Genomic DNA, 19,098 nt, shown 5'->3' with positions numbered 1-19,098 from the left:
ATCGAGGCGTCCCGCCTTTGGTTGGTAAGGATTGACGCATTATCAGCGCCAAAACATCCAACCATCACGCAATACCACGTCCTTTCAGTCCCTTCTTTCCTTTCACTCAGGCCGCCGCACGCCCATCCGCCACTTCATGCGTAAGCCCTGAAAGAAACACCTTCGGGAAAATCTCTGCGGCGTTCCGAACTCTGCGGTGTAAAATCAGTGTCCCCCGAAAATTCACCCATGCGCCTCCTCATCACCGCCGGTCCCACGCGAGAGCCGATTGATCCGGTACGGTTCCTGTCAAACCGCTCCTCCGGCCGCATGGGCTACGCGCTGGCTGAAGCCGCCTCCAAAGCTGGCCACGAAGTCCTGCTCATCTCCGGCCCCGTCAGCATCCTGCCACCAGCAAACGTGGAACTCATCCGCGTGGAAACCGCCCGCGAAATGTTCGACGCCGTCCGTATCCATCTCCCAGGCTGCACCGCCGCCATCTTCAGCGCCGCCGTCGCCGACTACCGCCCCGCCCACACCGCATCGCAAAAGATCAAAAAGTCCGCCACCACCCTCACCCTCGAACTCGAGCGCACCGAAGACATCCTCGGTTCCGTCCGCTCCCACTTCGCCTTCACCGGCTTCCTCGTCGGCTTTGCCGCAGAAACCGAGAACCTCATCGCCCACGCCCAGGACAAGCTCTCGCGTAAAGGCTGCGACCTCATCATCGCGAACGACGTATCTCAGCCGGGTATCGGGTTTGACAGTGCAGAAAACGAAGTCACCCTTTGCCTCCCCGGTGGTCAAACGATTCCCCTCCCCAGGCAGTCGAAAACCACCCTCGCGCGTGAGTTGATCGCGCACATCTCCCGACTCTCATCCCTAAAATCTCCGAAGTGAAACAACTCCTCGCCACCGCCATCGAAGCCGCGCACGCCGCCGGCAAAATGATCAAAGAAAACTTCGGCTCCGATCTCACCGTCAACGAAATGCAGCGCCACGACATCAAGCTCGAGCTCGATGTCCGCAGCCAGCAGCTCATCACCGACATGATCCTCGCCCGCTTCCCTGATCACGCGATCCTCGGCGAGGAAGGCGGCGAAACTGGCGGCAATGGCGACGTCGAATGGATCGTTGATCCCATCGACGGCACTGTAAATTACTTCTTCAGCATCCCGCACTTCTGCGTCTCCATCGCCGCCCGCAAACGCGAATCCAAAGAACTCCTCATCGGCGTTATCTTTGATCCCATGCAGAACGAAACTTGGACAGTCATCCGTGGCGAAAAGACCCACCTCAACGGCAAAGCGATCGCCGTCAGCACCCGCGCAAAGATGTCCGAAGCCGTCGTCACCGTCGGCTTCTCGAAGAGCAAGGAAGCACTCGACCTCGGTTTTGATCGCTACAAGCGCATCGCCTACGAAGTCCGCAAGACCCGCATGCTTGGCAGCGCCGCCCTCGCCATGGCCTACATCGCCACCGGCCGTCTCGACGCCTATGTGGAGGAGCAAATCAGCCTCTGGGACATCGCTGCCGGTCAGCTCATGGTCGAAATGGGCGGCGGCAAAGTCACCCTCAAGCCCAGCACCACCAAGCCCGGCACCATGTTCATCTGCGCCACGAACGGCAAACTGCCCATCGAGGACTATCTCTAACAGCGCATGTCCGCCGAACCCCTAGACACCCGCGAAGTCATCCTCGAAGCAATCGATCTCACCCGTGAGTTCGATGGAGTGAAGGCCCTCGACCGTTTCAGCTTCAAACTCCACCGCGGCGAAGTGCTCGGTCTCCTCGGTGCCAACGGTGCAGGCAAGACCACCGCCATGAACTGCCTCCTCGGTCTCACCCTGCCGACCTCTGGAGAGCTCAACGCCTTCGGCCTCCCCTTGCAGGCGAACCGCATCAAAATCCTCCAGCGCGCGAATTTCTCCTCCGCCTATACCGCCCTGCCCGGCAATCTCCTCGTTTGGCAAAACCTCCTCGTCTTCGCTCGCATCTACGGCGTTCCGAATCCCAAGAAAAAAATCGCCGAGCTCATGGAGATGCTCGAGATCTCCCACCTCAGCAAAAGCGTTACCGGCCAGCTCTCCGCAGGCGAGTCCACCCGCGTCAATCTCGTCAAAGCCTTCCTCAATGACCCCGAGTTGCTGATGCTCGACGAGCCCACCGCCAGCCTAGACCCCGACATCGCCGACAAGGTCCGCAAAGTCGTGCGCAAGGTCCAGCGCGAGCGCAACGTCGCCATTCTCTACACCTCCCACAACATGCGCGACATCGAGGAAGTCTGCGACCGCGTCATCTTCCTCCACAAAGGCAAGATCGTCTGCCAAGGCACCCCGGCAGACATCGTCGCCCAATCCAGCAGCGACAACCTTGAGGATGTCTTCATCAAGATCGCCCGCGACGGCGAACTCCTCGACGAACCTAAAAAAGAGTCAGCCGTATGAATTTCCGCATCATCAGCGCCCTCGTGATGCGCTACCTGTTTCTCTATGCTCGCAGCCCCATGCGCCTCGTCGAACTGGCTTTCTGGCCGGTGGTGGACCTCGTCGTGTGGGGCAACGTCACCGTCTTCATCCAGAAGAACACCACCCCCGAATTCGGCAGCTACGTCCTCTTCTTCCTCGGTGGCATGATCCTTTGGGACATCATGTTCCGTGCCCAGCAGGGCGTCGCCATTTCCTTCCTTGAAGACGTGTGGACGCGAAACCTCCTCAACATCTTCGTCGCTCCCGTTCGTTCTTCGGAGTACATCAGCGCCACCTTCATCGTCGGCATGCTGCGCATCCTCATCACCGCCGTCGTGCTCAGCTTCATCTCTTGGTTCGGATATGCCTTCAATATCTTCCAGCTCAGCTGGTGGCTCATTCCCTTCTTTCTGAACCTCATGCTCTTTGGCTGGTCCCTCGGCATGATCTCCACGGCCCTGATCCTGCGCTGGGGCCTCGCCGCCGAATCCCTCGCCTGGGCCATTCCCTTCTTCTTCCAGCCTGTCGTCGCCGTGTTTTACCGGGTTGAAGACATGCCTGCTTGGGCTCGTCCCATCGCCTGGTGTTTCCCACCCACCTACATTTTTGAAGGCATGCGTTCCGTCATGAAATCCGGTACCATGAACTGGGATTACCTCGGCTACGCAGCTGGACTGAACATTCTCTACCTAGCTCTCGCCGGCTGGCTCTTCGTCTGGGTCCTTAACCTCACCCGTAAACGTGGACTCCTCACCAAGTTCGCCACTCAGTAAAGTCATGCGGGCACAACTGGCCGCACAGAACGCATTTCTTTGCAGCAGTTGCTCCTTCCCTGTGCGTCAGGCATGTGGCACTCATTAAGGGATCTTGTTCGCGGAGTGGGGATTTTACCCTGGTGTGGCGACACAAGGTGTCAGGCCTGAGGGACTGACACCGCGCATCGCAAAACAAAAAGGCCGGCAGCGTATGCCGCCTGACCAGGGTGATTCAAAAGGTGCTTAAGCTCGGTCTGCGGAGAACTTGCCTGCGCCGGTGAAAAGTAGCGTCACGTAGGCGAAAAGGTAAACCATGGCAAGCTCTCCGCTTTGCGCTCCGGTGAGCGCCATTTTGTGCACCATGTAAAATGCGGTGCCCATGGTGAAGGCCAGCATGAGTGCCGCAAGACGGGTGAAGAGGCCAATGATCAACAATGCAGAGCAGAAGAGCTCTGCGAAGACGGCCAAACCAAGATTTACGTTGGAAGGAAGTCCGAAGAAGGACGGGAATTTTTCCACCATGGAGGAAAAGTTCAGCATCTTGACGCGGCCGTGCAGCAGCAGCATGGAGAGGCCTACGGAGACGCGGAAGATGAAGAGACCGAGGTCATGAGACTTCGGCAGGAAGGAGAGTTTGAGGAGCTTGAGCATGTGTGTGTTTGTTTCGTTCAGGCTGGGAATGGCCAGAGAATGACCATGCTCTGGTTTTGGCGACAAGCCTTAAATTTAACCGCCGTATGACGTGAATTGATGACTGATTGCTTGCGGAGTTACTACGCGGTTCCAAGAGCCGGGCACGAATGCTGGTGGGAGATTCGTGGGGGCTGGGCGGGTAGGCGCGCTTTGAGCCGATCTCACGGGAGCGAGATGGCTACTGTACGAGGGCGGACATCATTTCTTTGAGCTTGGCGAGTTTTTCCTGCCAGTCGGTTTTGCGCTGATTGTGCTCGTCGAGGACTTTTTGCGGGACTTTGGAGGTGAACTTTTCGTCGGCGAGCTTGGCGACGACTTTCTCCAGCTCGGATTCGACTTTGGCGACTTCTTTGCCGATGCGGGCGCGCTCGGCTTCGACATCGATGAGGCCATCGAGGGGGAGGAAGAGGGTGCCTAGCGGGGTGAGGGCGCTGGGGGTGCCTTGAGTGGGCGCGAAGGTGGCATCGACGTCGAGGGGTTCGGCGTTGAGGAGGATGCGGAGGACTTCGATCTCGTGGGGGGGGAGTTCCTGTGAGGGCTTGAGGACGAAGCGGACACGCTTGTTGATATTGAAGGTGCTCTTGAGGCCACGACCGAGATTGACGGCTTCGTATTTGTCGTTCGCGGTTTTTTCGTCTTCGGGGAGGATGCCGAAGTAGGCGAGTTCGTCGGCATCGAGGGGCTTGGGCCACTTGGCAACCATGATGGTTTTGCCGCCCTGATCTTCGGGAAGATCGGTGTTGAAACCCATGCCGTGCCAGAGCTCTTCGGTGATGAAGGGCATGAAGGGATGGAAGAGGCGGAGGGTGTGGCTGAGGACGAAGTCGATGACGGCGAGGGTGTTGGCTTTGCGCTTGTCGTCGGTGCCTTGGAGGGTGGCTTTGGAGGCCTCGATGTACCAGTCGCAGTACTCGCTCCAGAAGAAGCGGTAGAGGGTGGCGGTGGCATCGCTGAAGCGGTAGTCTTCGAGTGCGGTGGTGACTTCGGCGATGGCGGTGTTGAGGCGCAGGAGGATCCATTTGTCATCGCTGCTGAGAAGCTCGGCGCTAATCTCGGTCTCGGTGATGCCGCCCTGCATCTGGCGGAAGCGGGCGGCGTTCCAGAGCTTGGTGCAGAAGTTGCGGCCGAGTTCGACGTTCTTTTCGTCGAAGGCGATGTCCTGGCCCAGCGGGGCGCTGCGCATGATGCCGAAGCGGAGGGCATCGGCGCTGTAGCTGGCGATGAGCTCCAAGGGATCGGGGGAATTGCCGAGGGACTTGGACATTTTGCGACCTTGTTTGTCGCGGATGATGCCGGTGAAGTAGACGTTCTTGAAGGGCAGCTCGCCCATCCATTCGTAGCCGGCCATGATCATGCGGGCGACCCAGAAGAAGATGATGTCTGGGCCGGTGACGAGATCGGTGGTGGGGTAAAAGGCGCGGAGGGTTGGATTGGTGGAATCCTGCTCTTTGTTGCCGGTCCAGCCCATGGTGGCGAAGGGCCAGAGCCAGGAGGAGAACCAGGTGTCGAGGACGTCGGGGTCTTGCTCCCAGTTTTCAGCGTCGGCGGGTGCTTCGGTGCCGCAGTAAACGGAGCCTTCGGCTAAGGCGGATCTATCGGAGCCTTTTTTGTACCAGACGGGGATGCGATGACCCCACCAGACTTGGCGGCTGATGCACCAGTCTTGGAGGCCGGTCATCCAGTGGTCGTAGGTTTTGGCCCAGCGGTCGGGGTGGAATTTCATTTCGCCATTGGCGACGACTTCCTGGGATTCTTTGACGCTTGGGTATTTGAGGAACCACTGTTCGCTGAGGCGGCTTTCGATGGGGACGTCGGCGCGCTCGGAGTAGCCGAGGTTGTTTTGATAGGGCTCTTCTTTGACGAGGCTGCCGATTTCGGTGAGGAGTTCGGCGGCGCGTTTGCGTGCGGCGAAGCGTTCCATGCCGGCGAGGTCTTTGCCGGCGAGGTCGTTGAGCACGCCGTTGGGGTGCATGACGTCGATGACGGGAAGCTTGTGGCGCTGGCCGATTTCGAAGTCGGCTTTGTCATGGGCGGGAGTGACTTTGAGGACGCCGGTGCCGAAGGTGAAATCGACGTGTTCGTCGCTGATGATTTGGAGTGGCGCTTGATTTTCGAGGGGCAGCGGGCGGCGGACGTGCTTGCCGATGAGATGGGTGTAGCGCTCGTCCTTGGGATTCACGGCGATGGCGGTGTCGCCAGGGATGACTTCGGGGCGGGTGGTAGCGATGGTGAGCCAGGTGCCGGGTGCTTCGACCACTTCGACTTTGAAGTGGTACATGATGGCGTTCTGCGGCTTCATGACGACCTCTTCATCGCTAAGCGCGGTGAGGGAGGAGGGGCACCAGTTCACCATGCGCTTGCCACGGTAGATGAGGCCTTTTTTGTAGAGATCGACGAACACGCGCATGACGCAGGCGTTGTAGTCGGGATCAAAGGTGAAGCGCTCGCGGCTCCAGTCGCAGGAGGCGCCGAGTTTTTTGAGCTGCTCGATGATGATGCCGCCGTGCTTTTCTTTCCACTCCCAGATTTTGGCAACGAGGGCTTCGCGGCCGAGGTCGTCGCGGTGCTTGATGACGCCTTGTTTTTTGAGGGTCTTTTCGACGACGTTCTGGGTGGCGATGCCCGCGTGGTCGGTGCCGGGGAGCCAGAGGACTTCTTTCCCGAGCATGCGGGCGCGGCGGGCGAGGATGTCCTGGATGGTGTTGTTCAGGACGTGGCCGAGCGTGAGGATGCCGGTGACGTTTGGCGGGGGTATGACGATGGAGTAGGCCGGGCGGGTCTCGCTCACACGAGCGGGGTCGGCTTCAAAACATTTGTCGTCCAGCCAGCGCTGATACCAGCGGGCTTCGACTTCCGCAGGTGAATAGGTCTTGTCGAGTTCGGGCATAAAAGGGCAGGCAAGATGGGGGAAAGCCGCCGTTTTGCAAACGGGGAGGCGTTTCAGCGTGGAGAGATGGCAGGGGGGGCTTGGAGAGGCGGGCGGGTTGGCGAAGGAAGCTGTAGGTAATGGGACTCACTCAGCAATTCACATGTCGTTCTCCTTCCTAGCGCGGGTGTCGAGGTTCGATGAGTTCGACGCTCTTGGAGTGCAGGCCGGTGCGCTCCCGCCTGAAGTCCTCCTGCTCACACTGCCTGCCAGCGTGCTGAGCTCTTCTTCCAGTCGCTGACCTGCGCGTCGAACTCCTGGGCGATTTTTTGAACTGCCTTGACGCCCTTCCATGTCCAGCGTGAACTGGTCCTGGCATATTCGCCGCTGCTTCAAGGCGCTTTTTAGGCTCTCAACGATGCATTAAAATTTTCCGTCACGGGACTCGAAGTGGGTGGGTTTGCCGAGGGATTCCCCGCCCGTGGAGATCCAGTTGGCAACCCATTCGGTGAGTTCTTCGTCGCGGATGAAGGGGACGCCGAGATCGACAAAGCTGCGGTAGGGATTACTGAGCAGCGCGTCGGGGGCTTCCTTGCCGGTGATCTGGACGGGCTTACCGAAGAGTTCGCCGAAGCGTTGGGCCACTTCGCGGACCCTGAGGGTGGCGGTGCCGGTGAGGTTGACGACCCATGGAGGACTTTGCGCTTTGGCGAGGCTGAGGAGGGAGAGTGCGTTCGCATCTCCCTGCCAGATGGTGTTGAAGTAGCCCATGGTCACATCGACCGGTTCGTTGTTCCAGACCTGGCGTGCGATATCGACCATGACGCCATAGCGGAGGTCGCAGGCGTAGTTCAGGCGCAGGAGAGAAACTGGGGTGCCGCGGGTCTGGCTGAAGTGCTCGAAGATGCGCTCTCGGCCGAGGCAGCTCATGGCGTATTCACCGGCGGGATTGAGCGCGTCCTCCTCATGACTGCCGCCGCGTTCCACGGGTGTCAGGCCATAGACATTGCCGGTGGAAAAGGCGGTGATACGGCTGCGGTGGTAGCGCTCGCACACGAGGCCGGGCAGCCATGCGTTCATGGCCCATGTCATGGATTCCTGGCCCGTGGCGCCGAATTTCATGCCGGCCATATAGATGACATTTGGCGCATGCGGCAGGTAGGCGACGGCGTTGGCGGACAGCAGATCGCTGGCGATGACATCAATGTCATGCCGCATGAACTCCTCTGCGGCACCGGGTGAACTGAAGCGTGAGACCGCGATGACGCGCCGGTGTGTGCCTGCTTCATCGCTGGCGCGTTTCGCCATGCGGGCGAGAGAGGGACCCATTTTGCCTGCGGCACCTAGAATAATGATGTCGCCGGGAAGCCGGCTCATCATCTCAATGACAGCAGGCGTGGGGCGGCTGAGACGTTCTTCGAGGTCTGCGAGGCTGGCTGGCGGCATACGCACATGTATGAACGGATTTTCGCCATTGGAAAAGTCTTTGCTGCGTTAGCTGTGACCTGAGCAGGTGCTTTCAGCAAAATCATCCCGGCATTTGCCGAACTGGTTTTTTTGGCTACCATCGCCCTCCTGATGATTGCCAACGCCGCCGCTGCTGTAACCGCCAATTTAAACGTGTTCGACTTTTCATGGGTCGTGACCCCGGAGGCTTGGGTGGCGGTGCTGACTTTGTGTCTGCTGGAAATCGTGCTGGGAATCGACAACATCGTGTTCATTTCGATCCTTGTGGAAAAGCTGCCGGAAGCGGACCGCCCGCGCGGTCGTTTTATAGGCTTGGGGCTGGCGATGCTGACGCGCATTCTGCTGCTGATGTCCATCACCTGGGTGATGTCGCTGACGACGACGCTGTTTGAGGTGTTTGATCATGCGATCAGCGGCAAGGATCTGGTGCTTATCTTTGGCGGCCTGTTCTTGATCAAAAAGAGCACGCAAGAGATCCATGAAAAAATTGAAGGTGACCCTGAAGGAGAGGTGCGAAAAAGCGTCGGCAAAGGGGCCGCATTTGGTGCGGTGATGGTGCAGATTGCATTGCTGGACATCGTGTTTTCGCTCGACTCGGTCATCACCGCCGTGGGGATGGTGAAGCATATTTCCATCATGGTGACGGCGGTGCTGGTCTCGGTGGGATTCATGATGCTGTTTGCCAAATCGGTGGGCGATTTTGTGTCACGCCATCCGACGGTGAAGATGCTGGCCTTGAGCTTTCTGATTCTCATCGGCACCACTTTGATCGGTGAAGGGTTTCATTTCGAGATTCCGAAGGGCTATGTTTATTTTGCCATGGGCTTTTCGATGATGGTGGAGATGCTGAATTTGAAGGCGAAGAAGAGCGCCGCCAAATCGTAGGCCGGTTTTCAAAAAGGCCTGTCACTTTGTCCGGCGGCGAAGCGGCCTAATTGGCTGGGTCGGACGCTTACCTTTCATTTTCAAGTCACATGCTACGCACTCTCCTTGCCACTGGGGGCGCTGCACGCGCCGGATCAGGAGGATGTTCATTTTGCGGAAAAGGTCTGCAGGCACGAAATGTCCCACTGAAGTGACAATATGTGCCAGTTTTATGGCGCAAAACGTCTCTTGATGAGATTGGATTAAAAAACCTCGAATGGGCTGGAGGCCTTATTCTACAAGGCTTTCACATGCACGGATGGCGGCTGGCACGGCTGATGCATGAGTAATGGGTGGAACGAAATTCCAACTCCCATAACTCAAATCAAACCACCCAGACCATGAAAATCATCCGCACCCATCCCTTCAGCATCAATCGTGTTTCCGGCCTTGATGAATGGTTCCGCCATCCTTTGGCCGGACTGCCATCCTTGAGTAGCTTCATCAGCAACCTCGGCGAGGTTTTCCCAGGCGTGGCCGGTGACAAACTGGCGGTCGATGTGCATGAAGACAAAGACAGCTACTTCGCCAGCTTTGAAGTGCCGGGCGTGAAGAAGGAAGATGTCAAAATCGAGTTGAACAACGGCCTGCTCACCATCTCCGCCGAAAAGCGTCAGAAGGATGGCGAAAAGGAAAGCTCCTTCAGCCTCACCCGCTCCGTGTCCGTGCCTGATGGCGTCAATACTGAAGCCATCTCCGCGAAACTCGAAGACGGGATCCTGACAGTGACCCTGCCGAAGCAAGAACGCAGCAAGCCGCGCTCCATCACCCTGAACTGAACTGATTAACCCAACGCAAAAAAACCATCCCTAATCGACCATGAATACAACCTGTTCCCCTAGCACCTGTACTCCCGCCACCTCCGGCGTCACTGAATCCCTGCGCAAGCCGATCTACAACGTCAATGGCAACGCCGACGCGTATGAAGTGCGTGTCGAACTGCCCGGTGTGCCGAAAAGCAGCGTGAAGCTCGACATTGAGGAAAACATCCTCACCGTTCGAGGTGAACGCAGCAGCACTGTGCCGGAAGGCATGAAGGCTCTTCATCGTGAACTGTCACCGCTCAGCTACCTCCTCCGCCTGCGTCTCAACACGCCTGTGAATGAGGACCAGATGACCGCGAAGCTCGAAGATGGCGTGCTTACCCTGCGCCTGCCGCTCAAGGAAGTGGCGAAGCCGCGTCAGATCCCGGTGCTGTAATTGACCAGTGCTTGAAAATAACGCCGTGCCCCATCGCTGAAATACGCGACGGGGGGCGGCTGCTTTTTATCTTCCAGGGCGGCACGTTCTCGGCTAGTAGCACAGTATGGAACCCGCCGCCCTTTCTTCAAAAACCGACGCACCGCCTTCTCTGCTGCCAACAATAGGCGGCTGGCAGGTGCTGTTTTATGGACTTGGTTCGATGCTGGGAGCGGGGATTTATGCGCTCATCGGACGCGCCGCCGACTCCTTGGGAAATGCGGTATGGCTCGCGTTTTTGACCGCGATGATCGCCGCCATGCTCACGGGCCTGTCGTATGCCTGCGTTGGCAGCCGTTACGCCAAGGCGGGAGGCGCGGCCTATGTCACACAGAGGGGTCTGCGCAAACCGCTGCTCAGTTACGTGGTGGGACTCGCCGTGATGATGAGCGGTCTCACCAGCATGGCCACCGGCGCACAGGCCATTGCTGAACAGTTGGAAAAGGCGCTGGGGTTTGCTCTCGACATCAAGCTCGTCGCCATCGGCATCGTGTTTCTCGTGGGGTGCGTGATCTATCGTGGCCTGCGTGAAAGCATGTGGTTGAACATCCTCTGCACCGTCGTGGAAGCTTCCGGCCTGCTGTTCATCATCGCGGTCGGGGTCCGGTACTGGGGCAGTGTGAACTACCTGGAAACAGCGGGTGACACGGTGGCGGGCGGTCCCGGCTCCGGCATCACCCTGGCGCTGGTCATGCAGGGGGCGGTGCTGACGTTTTATTCCTTCATCGGCTTCGAAGACATCCTGAACGTCAGTGAAGAGGTGAAGAACCCGCGTCGGAACGTTCCCTTTGGCCTGATCGGCGCGATGATCCTCGCCACGATCATCTACATGGCGGTGGCGATCACCGCAGTTTCGGTGGTGCCCTGGCGTGAACTGGCGGCGAGCAAAACGCCGCTGATGGACGTGGCGCACAGGGCTGCTCCGTGGCTGGGCGGCATTGATCGTATTTACCTGGGCATCACCATTTTTGCGATCGGCAACACCGCGCTGCTGAACTACATCATGGGCTCACGCCTGCTTTATGGCATGAGCCGTCAGGGACTGCTACCCGCTATTTTGGGGCGTATTCATTCCAAGCGCCACACACCGCACATCGCGGTCTTCGTGCTCTTTGGCATTGTTGCGGTGCTCATTCTCAGCGGCGGAGTGAAACAACTCGCAGAATCCACCGTGCTGCTGCTTCTGAGTGTCTTCACCATTGTGAACATTGCGCTGCTGGTGCTGAAGCGTCGCCCGGATGAGCCAAGGGGCGGTTTTGAGCCGCCCATGATTGTGCCTCTTCTCGGAGCCTTGACCTGCGCCTCGCTCATCTATGCGCGCATTCACAGCGCGATCACCAGCCCTGATACCACCCAGCAAACGGCTCCGCTCATTGCGGGGGGGATCGTGGTCGTCAGCTTGGTTCTATACGTGGTGCTCAAGCCGAAGAATCCAGTGGTGCAGGAAGATTGAAGATGGCCGGTTCCGGCTTTATGGAAGGTTCCCCATGAGCCAGACCGCCAACCTCCACATCGCCTCCAACATTCCGCTGCCGTCACCGCGCAGCATGATGAGCGACATCGCGCCGACTGACGCGCAAACCGCCTTCGTGGCCCGTTCGCGGCAGGAGATTCGTGACATTCTCTTTGGCAGTGATTCACGCTTTCTCGTCATCCTTGGGCCGTGCTCGATCCATGATCCCGAGGCAGGGCTGGAGTATGCGCGGAAGCTTGCCGCGCTGGCGGAGGAACTGAAGGAGCGGCTCTGCATCGTGATGCGTGTCTATTTTGAAAAACCGCGCACGACAGTCGGCTGGAAGGGCCTGATCATGGACCCGCAGCTCGACGGGAGCTGCGACATTCCGGCAGGCCTGCGGCTGGCGCGGAAGATTTTGCGCGATGTGCTGGATCTCGGCCTGCCGACGGCGACGGAGCTGCTCGATCCCATCACTCCACAGTACATTGCTGATCTGATCAGTTGGAGCGCCATCGGTGCACGCACGACGGAGTCGCAGACGCATCGGCAAATGGCGTCCGGTTTGTCCATGCCGCTGGGATTCAAGAACGGCACGTTTGGGCACATCACGCCAGCGATCAATGCGATCAAGGCGGCGATGCAGCCGCAGACCTTCCTTGGTGTGAGTGAGGAAGGCATCGCCTCCGCTGTCACTACCAGTGGCAATCCAGACTGCCACATCATTTTGCGCGGGGGGGAGAGCCAGCCGAACTATGGTGCGGATGATGTGCGGGAGACCATCGACGGGCTCGAAGCCGCAAAGCTCAAGCCAGCGATCATGATCGATGCCAGCCACGGCAACTGCGCCAAGGATCACCGCCGCATGCCGGATGTGTTTCGTGAAATCGTGCGCCAGCGTGCCGCCGGGCAGAGGGCCATCATTGGTGCGATGCTGGAGAGCAATCTCGTCGGCGGCAGTCAGAAATTCCCGCAGCCGCTGGAGCAACTTACGCGCGGGCAGTCGATTACGGATGCTTGCATTGACTGGGAGACGACGGAGGCGCTGCTGCGCGAGGCGCATGGCTGTTTAAAATGACGAATGATGAAACTCCACGTTATTGCGGCGCTAGGATTTCAATCGTCATTCTTTACCGCGAAGATCATTCTGTTATCGTCTGATCATGGACGACCTTGCTGCACGCATGCGCGCTGATCTGGAAGAGATCGGGCGGACGTTCATGCCGTTTGGCAAATATGGGCCGCAGCATTTTCCACCGCACGGGGTGCCGATTTATGATATTCCGGCGGAGTACCTGGGGTGGTTTGCGAACAAGGCCGGATTTCCGAAGGGGCGGCTGGGTGTGCTGCTGCAGATGGTGCACCAGATGAAGGCGGACGGATCCGACACTGCGTTTGATGTGTTTCGGAAGAGGTATGGGCGCACGGACCTCAAACCGGCGAAGCGGAGATCGTGGAAGTTTGAGGAGTGAGACGGTAGCGCGAGCCTGTACGACTTTGAGCGTGCGGGAGGTGCTGTGGCGTACGAACGCGCTCGTGGTCGGGCGATTTGGCGGAGGGAGCTGTGAAGCATGCGCAGAACTTCTGCGCCAAACACAACCGACCTACGTTATGCGCGGATCGGGGGGCCGTACCATACGTAGCACATCAGATAGATGATGATGCCGGTGAAGGAGACGTAGAGCCAGACGGGCACGGTCCATTTGGCCACGCGCTTGTGCTTGTCGAAACGTTCACGCACCGCAGGGACGACGGTCATGATGACCAGCGGTAGCGTCAGAATAGCCAGGGGAATGTGCGTGAAGAGGATGGTGAAGTAGATCGGACGCGTGAGGCCAGTGCCGGCGAACTTTACATGGCCGGCGTGGTAGTGGTAGTAGAGATAGCAGCCGAGAAATGCGGTGGAGAACAGCAGGGCGATGATCATGCTGACGATGTGCGGCTTTTTGTGGCCTAGCTTGATCATCGTCAGACCGAGGATAATGTGCACCAGCGCACAGCCATTAAAAATCGTGTAGAGCTTGGGGAGTTCGGTGACGTCCATGATTTAATTCGAGGCAGCGGGTACGTAGGGGGCTTTTTTCTGCTCGTTGAGAAGGTAGTGCAGGTCTTTGCGCAGTTTTTCATCCCAAAATTTGGCAAATTCGGGGTCGGGATTCAGAATGTCGGCCAAGCTGCGCACGTGACCGCGGTGGTCGATGACGGCGACGCGGAGGTCGTGGATGTATTTGTCGTCCGGGGAGAGACGGTCGGCTTCGGGCATGTCCTGTACGGGGCGGAACTGGGCCTGGCGGGTCATGAACTTGCGCACGGCTTCCTTTTCACCGTTTACGAACCACCAGTTGGCGTCGTCTTTGATGTCGAGACTGCGGGCAAATTTTTGCATCATCTCCGGTGTATCCTCGGCATCGAGGGTGAAGCTGACGAACTGCAGGTTGGGCTCGTTGGCGAATTCCCCCTGCAGCTTTTTCAGTTTGGCGACGACTGCCGCGCAGCCGCGTGGGCAGCGGGTGAAAACCCAGGAGAGGACGAGCACTTTGCCTTTTAAATCCGCAAGGTGGACGGGCTTGCCGCTGCGCTCGGTGAGATCGAGATCTTTTTCGAGGCGGCCGAGGATCGGCGGGCGGTTCACGTCGTTGTCGATGCGTGAGCGGTAGATGAGGTAGTTGTAAAAGACGACGATGCCGAGTACGGAGATGATGATGGGTACCCAGATCGTCCAGGGGCTGAGTTTGGTCTTGGCAGGGGATTCGTTCATGGCGGTGCGGTTACGCGTGCTTCCAGGCTATGATGGATACGGTCAGAATGCCGGGGAGATACATCAGTGTGCAGAAGAAAAGTTTGCGCGCCGTCGTCCGTTCCGGCTGTCGGTTGAAGCGCAGAGCCAGCACGCAGAGCCAGCCGCTAAGCAGCAGGGCAGGAGGCAGGAACCACCACGCGTAGGCGGCACCGGCATAGACCGGATAAAACATCAACAGGACCGTGCTGGCGGCGTAGGCAAGGGCATGCTTTGAGGTGCGGGCGCCGTGTTCATCATCGTTGGCGAGCATGACGAAGCCGCCTTTGCGGTACTCGTCACGATACATCCAGTTGATGGCGAGGAAATGGGGGAGCTGCCAGAGGAACAGCAGGAGGAAGAGGTAGATGGCACCGGGTTCGACCATGAGCTCCCAGCGGAAATGCGGGAGGGCACCGGCAGGCAGCGGCCCGGCGGCACCGGCCCAGCCGATGAGAGGCGGCAGTGCGCCGGAGACGGCTCCGACGAGAGTGTTGGTGGCACTTTGACGCTTCAGCGGAGTGTAGATAAAGAGGTACACCGCGAGGGTGAGAGCGGTGAGCGCTGCGGCCTCCATGTTCACCCGGATCGTCAGATGGATAAGAGCCATGGCGCTGAGGAGCCAGCCGATGCCGAAGGCCGCCGAGGGACTCACACGGCCGGAGGGCAGGGGACGATCCGCCGTGCGCTGCATGCGCGAGTCGGGCTCGATCTCCATGAGCTGGTTGAACACCGCCGCACCGAAGGCAGCAAGCGTGCTGCCGATGATGGTGTGAAACAGCAGCCAGAAGTCGAAGCCCTTGGGCGCACGCAGCCAGAAGCCCACAAACGTCGTGACGATGACGAGCGCACTGAGGCGGAACTTCGTCAGGGTCAGCAGGTCGCGGGTAGTCATGAGCGGTTAGCGGAAGAATTTTTTAGCCTTCTCGAAGAAGGTCTCTTCCATCGGGGAGGTTTGTTCGCCGAGGGATTTGGCGAATTCATCGAGTTTTCCGCGCTGTTCAGCATTGAGCTTGGTTGGCACGGCGATTTGCACGTGGACGTAAAGATCGCCAAAGCGGTCTTCGCCGAGGATTTTCATACCTTTGCCGCGCAGGCGAAAGGTGGTGCCGTTTTGGGTGCCAGAGGGCACTTTGACGGAAGCCTTGGCCTCCATGGTAGGGACGGTGAGCTCACCACCGAGGGCTGCGGTGCCAAACGAAAGCGGAATGTCGCAGTGCAGGTCGTTGCCTTCGCGCTCGAAAATCTCGTGCGCTTTGACCTGAACGACGATGTAGAGATCGCCGGCAGGGCCGTTCTTCACGCCAAGATCCCCGTTGCCGGTGGAACGGAGACGGGAGCCGTCTTCGATGCCGGCGGGCACTTTGACGCGTACTTTGGTGCGTTCCTTGGAGCGTCCGGTGCCGCTGCAATTGCGGCAGGGGTCGCTGATCATTTCGCCGCTGCCACTGCAGTCCGGGCAAGTTTGCTGAATCTGGAAGAAGCCGCGTGAACTGATGACCTGGCCGACGCCACCGCACGTGCGACATGTTTTTTTGCCACCACCGCTGGTAGAGCCGGAGCCGGAGCAGGGTTTGCATGAGGCGCTGCGCTCGTATTCGATCTCACGTTCCACGCCATGCGCGGCGTCTTCGAGGGAGATTTCCATGCCGTAGCGCAGGTCGCTGCCGCGTTGCGGGCCATCGCGACGACGGCCACCGCCGCCTCCGCCACCAGCCCCGCCGAAGAACTGCTCGAAGATGCCTCCTCCTCCGCCACCGCCGAAGACATCACGGAAAATGTCGAAGGGATCGTGACCACCTGCGGAAGGCCCGCCCATACCACCGGCGAAAGCGGCGTGGCCGTAGCGGTCATACGCGGCGCGTTTTTGTTCGTCGCTGAGGACGTCGTAGGCTTCGCCGACTTCCTTGAATTTGCCTTCAGCCGATTTGTCGTCCGGGTTTTTGTCGGGGTGAAATTTCACCGCGAGCTTGCGGTAGGCTTTTTTCAAATCCTCGCCGGAGACGTCACGGGAGACGCCAAGGACTTCGTAATAATCGCGTTTGTCGGCCATAGCTGGTTAGAAAGGGGGTTACGCCTCTGGAGGGGCCGTAGGACCACTGGAAACGATGACGCTGGCGGCGCGCAGAAGGCGGTCCTTGAGCTTGTAGCCACGACGGGTTACGCGGATCACGGTGCCTTCGGGGACGGTAGGGCTGGCTTCTTGGGCGACGGCTTCGTGAAGATTGGGGTCAAAGACTTTGCCCTGGGCCTCAATTTCCAGAGCGCCACTGTCGCGCAAAAAGTCCTGAATCTGGCGGTTCACCATGCTCATGCCCATGAAGACCATGGACTTTTCAGACTCCTGACGTGCGGCTTCGAGGCCCATGTCGAAATTATCCAGGATGGGGCACAAGGCGCGCAGAAGATCGCCATTGGCATAGGCGCGGGTTTCCTGGGCCTCACGGGCGGAGCGTTTGCGGAAGTTGTCCAGCTCGGCCTGGCTGCGGTAGGCCATGTCTTTCCAGCGTTCGACTTCCTGGGTCAGTGCTGTGATGGGATCCAGCGGTGCTGCCTCTTCCACGGGAGCGGCGGCTTCAGGGTTGGGAACTTCTTCAAAAAAGGGTTGCGGGGTCGTATCGGGACTCGGCTCAGTCATAGGTTTTCGCGGTGTTTTGGGGGGCCGCGACTATGCCGTCTTCTGGATAGCAATCAAGGTGATGTCGTCATGGGAGCGCCGGCCCTTCAAAAAGTGCTCCAAATCAAGGATGATGCCGCCGATGACCGCTTTTGGCCCATTCGGGGCATGTTTGGCGAGTTCTTCCTCCACGCGTTCCTCGCCAAATTCGATGCCTTTGGGGTCCATGGCCTCGTTGACGCCGTCGGTGTAGAGCAGCAGGCAGTCGCCCGTTTCCATAGCGAAGCTTTCGTCTTTGGTGACACGTTCAAAGACCGCGCCTTTGTCGATGCCGACGCCCAGTCCGGGGGGGTGAATTGATTCGACCTTGCCGGTGGCTTTGCGCCAGAGAAGGGCGGCGTTGTGGCCGGCGCGCGAAATGGTGAGCTTGGAGCCATCCTCTTCGACCACGACGTAGGACATGGTGATGAACATGTCTTCGCGGATGTCCGGGGCGATCTGGCGGTTCACGGCCGCGAGAACGACGCTGGGAGATTCGGAGGTCTGCGATTTGGCCCGCATGAGGGTACGGCACATGACGGTGATCATGGCTGCGCCGAGGCCTTTGCCTGAAACGTCGGCGATGACTGCGCCAAAACGACCGTCGGGCAGGCTCAAATAGTCGAAGTAGTCGCCGCTGAGAGTGCGGGCGGGGATGTTTCTGCCGGCGATGATGAAGCCCGGCACCTCCGGATCGCGATCTGGGAGCAGCACCTTTTGGATCTGACTGGCGTTTTGCAGTTCCTGCTGATCCATGCGGTTCTTCGCCGCTTCCTGGTGCGACATGGCATTTGCCAGGGCGAAAGCGGACTGCTCAATGAGCGAGTTGAAGACCTCGAAGTCATTGGCGTTGTAGCTGCGGCCATCCTTGGGTGAAGTGACGGCCAGAACCCCCAGCCTGCGAGTGCCAAAGCTCAGGGGGCCGATCATGGCGGTGACATTTTGCTGGGAAGTAACCAGGTGCTCGCCTAGGCGCGTATCCGTGCCGAGATCCGCCAGCAATTCTGTCTTTTGCTGCATGAAAACACTGCCGAGCAGACCCGTCTGCACCGTTTCTGCATGCATGCGCAAGGTACTGAGTAGAGTGGCTGAATTCTCCTTCATCTGCAGCCGCACGCGCTCGGGCAGACTGATGAGAGGGGCGCAAAAGTCGGAATAGTGACGTGGCACAAGCTGCTGCGAGGCTTCGTCATAGAGGTAGAGTGCGCCACCGGTGCTCTGCGTCACGCGGATGGCTCCCTCAACAATCAGCCGGTACATCGAAGCTTGCTGGTCATCGCGCCAGATGGCCTCGCCCAGATCATGCAGATAATGAAACATACGCCGTTCTTCGGCGACGATGGCTTCCTCCTCGGCGCGTAGCGCAGCGATGGCATGCTTTTGCTGACGTGCAATTTTCGCCAGCATGACCAGTCCCGCCGTCATCAGCAGTACGATCAGGACAAGGAGAGCGATGATCATGGTTGTAAAAGGCGGCCCGGCTCATCCGGGTGGCGCCTAGGCGGGAATCGCAGATGTGCCAGCCTCCAGCTCTTTTTCCAAAAATTCGATCACATCGTGAAAACGGCTTTCATTGGCTTCGCTCACATCAGCCAGGGCCAGATGAGCGGAGAGCACGTGCTGGGTCTGCACTTCTTTGCATTCGGCGGTGGTTTCACCACAATTTTGCAGCGCATCACAGACTACTTTGCGTTCGGCCTCCCAGAGCTTGCCGTCACGGTCCAGTTCCAGAATGTGATCCAGTCCAAGGCTGGTGAGCAGTTGCAGATTGCGCTGGTTGGCGTTGACGACGCTCAAGGAGCCACCGCCAGATTCGCGAAGG

Annotated in this window: 21 protein-coding genes; 11 read left to right on the top strand and 10 right to left on the bottom strand. The window is 58.9% G+C overall.

All coding sequences use genetic code 11. The annotated features are described in order from the left end of the window. Positions 1-228 precede the first annotated feature (228 nt). The 4 genes from PSV43_RS24875 to PSV43_RS24860 are packed head-to-tail and all read left to right on the top strand — an operon-like array spanning position 229 to position 3,220. Positions 229-879, top strand: a complete 651-nt coding sequence (locus PSV43_RS24875; protein WP_300204114.1) for a phosphopantothenoylcysteine decarboxylase — start codon at positions 229-231, stop codon at positions 877-879. Beyond that, the gene (locus PSV43_RS24870) at positions 876-1,634 is read left to right on the top strand and encodes an inositol monophosphatase family protein (protein WP_300204111.1); all 759 of its coding nucleotides are present in this window, start codon (positions 876-878) and stop codon (positions 1,632-1,634) included. The genes PSV43_RS24875 and PSV43_RS24870 overlap by 4 nt, the downstream gene beginning before the upstream one ends. 6 nt (positions 1,635-1,640) lie before the next feature. Beyond that, positions 1,641-2,426: an ABC transporter ATP-binding protein gene (locus PSV43_RS24865; RefSeq protein ID WP_300204109.1), complete on the top strand. Its 786-nt coding sequence runs from the start codon at positions 1,641-1,643 to the stop codon at positions 2,424-2,426. Further along, a complete protein-coding gene (locus tag PSV43_RS24860) occupies positions 2,423-3,220 on the top strand; it encodes an ABC transporter permease (protein ID WP_300204106.1) in 798 nt (265 codons plus the stop codon). Before PSV43_RS24865 ends, PSV43_RS24860 begins: the two co-directional genes overlap by 4 nt. A gap of 225 nt (positions 3,221-3,445) precedes the next feature. Here the strand turns inward: PSV43_RS24860 and PSV43_RS24855 are convergent, their stop codons facing one another. Together PSV43_RS24855 and PSV43_RS24850 are read right to left on the bottom strand one after the other, a co-directional pair. Beyond that, the gene (locus tag PSV43_RS24855) at positions 3,446-3,853 is read right to left on the bottom strand and encodes a DoxX family protein (RefSeq protein WP_300204104.1); all 408 of its coding nucleotides are present in this window, start codon (positions 3,851-3,853) and stop codon (positions 3,446-3,448) included. A gap of 220 nt (positions 3,854-4,073) precedes the next feature. Continuing rightward, positions 4,074-6,782, bottom strand: a complete 2,709-nt coding sequence (locus tag PSV43_RS24850; RefSeq protein ID WP_300204101.1) for a valine--tRNA ligase — start codon at positions 6,780-6,782, stop codon at positions 4,074-4,076. Between the two features lie 142 nt (positions 6,783-6,924). Between PSV43_RS24850 and PSV43_RS24845 the strand changes: the two genes are divergently transcribed. Next, a complete protein-coding gene (locus PSV43_RS24845; protein ID WP_300204098.1) occupies positions 6,925-7,062 on the top strand; it encodes a hypothetical protein in 138 nt (45 codons plus the stop codon). Positions 7,063-7,184: 122 nt separating this feature from the next. On the opposite strand, the gene PSV43_RS24840 is transcribed toward PSV43_RS24845, so the two are convergent. Beyond that, positions 7,185-8,207, bottom strand: coding sequence for an NAD-dependent epimerase/dehydratase family protein (locus tag PSV43_RS24840; protein ID WP_300204096.1), 1,023 nt, complete (start codon positions 8,205-8,207; stop codon positions 7,185-7,187). Positions 8,208-8,339: 132 nt separating this feature from the next. Here PSV43_RS24840 and PSV43_RS24835 point away from each other — a divergent pair, with 132 nt between their 5' ends. The 6 genes from PSV43_RS24835 (at position 8,340) to PSV43_RS24810 (ending at position 13,316) form a co-directional block, all read left to right on the top strand. Continuing rightward, positions 8,340-9,113 carry a TerC family protein gene (locus PSV43_RS24835; RefSeq protein WP_345784695.1) on the top strand — a complete coding sequence of 258 codons (774 nt, stop codon included), beginning with the start codon at positions 8,340-8,342 and terminating at the stop codon, positions 9,111-9,113. A 380-nt stretch (positions 9,114-9,493) separates the two neighbouring features. Beyond that, the gene (locus tag PSV43_RS24830; RefSeq protein ID WP_300204090.1) at positions 9,494-9,931 is read left to right on the top strand and encodes an Hsp20/alpha crystallin family protein; all 438 of its coding nucleotides are present in this window, start codon (positions 9,494-9,496) and stop codon (positions 9,929-9,931) included. 40 nt (positions 9,932-9,971) lie between these two features. Continuing rightward, on the top strand, positions 9,972-10,352 hold the full coding sequence (locus tag PSV43_RS24825) for an Hsp20/alpha crystallin family protein (protein WP_300204088.1): 381 nt from the start codon (positions 9,972-9,974) through the stop codon (positions 10,350-10,352). Between the two features lie 106 nt (positions 10,353-10,458). Further along, the gene (locus PSV43_RS24820; protein WP_300204085.1) at positions 10,459-11,844 is read left to right on the top strand and encodes an amino acid permease; all 1,386 of its coding nucleotides are present in this window, start codon (positions 10,459-10,461) and stop codon (positions 11,842-11,844) included. Positions 11,845-11,878: 34 nt separating this feature from the next. Then, positions 11,879-12,922 carry a 3-deoxy-7-phosphoheptulonate synthase gene (locus PSV43_RS24815; RefSeq protein WP_300204083.1) on the top strand — a complete coding sequence of 348 codons (1,044 nt, stop codon included), beginning with the start codon at positions 11,879-11,881 and terminating at the stop codon, positions 12,920-12,922. Between the two features lie 85 nt (positions 12,923-13,007). Continuing rightward, complete coding sequence (locus tag PSV43_RS24810) at positions 13,008-13,316, top strand: DUF3820 family protein (RefSeq protein WP_300204080.1); 309 nt, start codon at positions 13,008-13,010, stop codon at positions 13,314-13,316. A gap of 137 nt (positions 13,317-13,453) precedes the next feature. On the opposite strand, the gene PSV43_RS24805 is transcribed toward PSV43_RS24810, so the two are convergent. From PSV43_RS24805 to PSV43_RS24775, 7 genes are all read right to left on the bottom strand, one after another. Further along, positions 13,454-13,888, bottom strand: coding sequence for a DUF420 domain-containing protein (locus PSV43_RS24805; RefSeq protein ID WP_300204077.1), 435 nt, complete (start codon positions 13,886-13,888; stop codon positions 13,454-13,456). A gap of 3 nt (positions 13,889-13,891) precedes the next feature. Next, a complete protein-coding gene (locus PSV43_RS24800) occupies positions 13,892-14,602 on the bottom strand; it encodes an SCO family protein (protein ID WP_300204074.1) in 711 nt (236 codons plus the stop codon). 10 nt (positions 14,603-14,612) lie between these two features. Further along, positions 14,613-15,515 (bottom strand): heme o synthase, encoded by a 903-nt coding sequence (cyoE, locus tag PSV43_RS24795; RefSeq protein WP_300204072.1) that lies wholly within the window; start codon positions 15,513-15,515, stop codon positions 14,613-14,615. 6 nt (positions 15,516-15,521) lie between these two features. Further along, positions 15,522-16,673 carry a molecular chaperone DnaJ gene (dnaJ, locus tag PSV43_RS24790; RefSeq protein ID WP_300204069.1) on the bottom strand — a complete coding sequence of 384 codons (1,152 nt, stop codon included), beginning with the start codon at positions 16,671-16,673 and terminating at the stop codon, positions 15,522-15,524. Positions 16,674-16,691: 18 nt separating this feature from the next. Then, positions 16,692-17,258 (bottom strand): nucleotide exchange factor GrpE, encoded by a 567-nt coding sequence (locus PSV43_RS24785; RefSeq protein ID WP_300204066.1) that lies wholly within the window; start codon positions 17,256-17,258, stop codon positions 16,692-16,694. A 30-nt stretch (positions 17,259-17,288) separates the two neighbouring features. Continuing rightward, a complete protein-coding gene (locus PSV43_RS24780) occupies positions 17,289-18,737 on the bottom strand; it encodes a GAF domain-containing SpoIIE family protein phosphatase (protein ID WP_300204064.1) in 1,449 nt (482 codons plus the stop codon). Positions 18,738-18,773: 36 nt separating this feature from the next. Beyond that, positions 18,774-19,098: hypothetical protein (locus PSV43_RS24775; RefSeq protein ID WP_300204061.1), on the bottom strand; the 325-nt coding region annotated here is incomplete at its 5' end.

Origin of the sequence: Prosthecobacter sp. (assembly GCF_029946185.1) — a bacterium.
Classification (GTDB): Bacteria; Verrucomicrobiota; Verrucomicrobiia; order Verrucomicrobiales; family Verrucomicrobiaceae; genus Prosthecobacter.
This window is presented reverse-complemented; position numbering and strand designations above follow the sequence as displayed.